The 1,367-nt window shown below is 68.5% G+C and carries 1 protein-coding gene; it reads left to right on the forward strand.

From position 1 onward, the window contains the following. The first annotated feature begins 90 nt into the window (after positions 1–90). Complete coding sequence (locus FQU96_RS41960) at positions 91–1,113, forward strand: IS110 family transposase (protein WP_146547389.1); 1,023 nt, start codon at positions 91–93, stop codon at positions 1,111–1,113. The last annotated feature ends 254 nt before the right edge of the window (positions 1,114–1,367 follow it).

Genomic DNA, 1,367 nt, shown 5'->3' on the forward strand with positions numbered 1-1,367 from the left:
CGGGATGATGGTGTGGACGGCCCCCACCCGGCATCGATGTGCCAAACTGGTTGTGGTGATGAAGCCGTGACCAGCAAAAGGGGACCGTCCATGGACAAGGTTAGCATGATTGGGCTCGACCTCGCGAAGTCGGTATTTGAGGTGCACGGCCGCAACGCGGCGGGCGAGGTCGTGCTTCGCAGGACGCTGAAGCGGGGCCAGATGGAGAAGTTCTTCGCCAGGCAGCCCAAGGCGGTGATCGGCATGGAGGCGTGCGGCTCGGCCCACCATTGGGCCCGCGTGCTGAGCCAGCTGGGCCACGACGTGCGGCTGATGCCGCCGGCCTACGTGAAGCCGTACGTGAAGCGCAACAAGAGCGACACGATCGATGCGGCGGCCTGCTGGGAGGCGGCAGGCCGACCGGACATGCGGTTTGTGCCGATCAAGGCTGCCGAGCAGCAGGCGGCGCTGTCGCTGCACCGCGGCCGCGACCTGCTGGTGCGCCAGCAGACCCAACTGGTCAACGCGCTGCGCGCCCTGCTGTCGGAGTTCGGCATCGTCGCCGGCACGGGCAAGGCCGGCGTCGAGCATCTGGTCGAGGCGCTGCGGGCCGGCACGCTGGAGCTGCCGGCCGATGCGGTGATTGTCGCGACGGCGCTGGCCGATCAACGCGCCGCCCTGCAGGCGGCAGCCGACACCCTGGAGCGGCGCATCACGGCGCAGGTCAAGGCCGACGCCAAAGCCCGCATGCTGCAGAGCGCGCCGGGCGTCGGGCCGCTGAGCGCCCATGCCATGCTCGCCACGCTGCCCGACCCCACGCTCTTCAAGACCGGCCGCGACTTCGCCGCCTGGCTGGGCCTGACGCCCAGGCTCAATGGCACCGGCGGCAAGACCCGCACCGGCTCCATCACCAAGCAAGGCAATCCGCCCTTGCGACGCCTGCTCGTGCTGGGCGCCACAGCCTGGTTGCGACAGGCCAGCGCTCACCCCGAGAAGGCCTCGCCTTGGCTGCGCGGCATGATGGCTCGCCGACCCAAGAAGGTCGTCGCCGTCGCACAGGCCGCCCGCACCGCTCGCATCCTGTGGGCCATGCTGACCCACAACCAGCCCTACCGCGCCCAGGCCTGCGCCTGACGCGCCAACCCTTTCGCAAGGAGCACAGCAGCACCTGATGGCGACATCGGTAGGCATACCGGACCGGGAACACTCCGCTACTGTCATCGTGCGTCCAGCACGTCGGGATGATGGGAGAGCTCGGCTACGTATACCTTCAAGGCCAGCGGCTCATGTTCGCCGCACCAACAGGCCGGACACATGACCGCTCCTACTTCGTCGCCGATACTCGCTGCTCGATTCCCCTTGCGAAACGGGGGCCGTCCACACATGAC

This window comes from Reyranella sp. CPCC 100927, assembly GCF_007859315.1.
GTDB lineage: Bacteria > Pseudomonadota > Alphaproteobacteria > Reyranellales > Reyranellaceae > Vineibacter.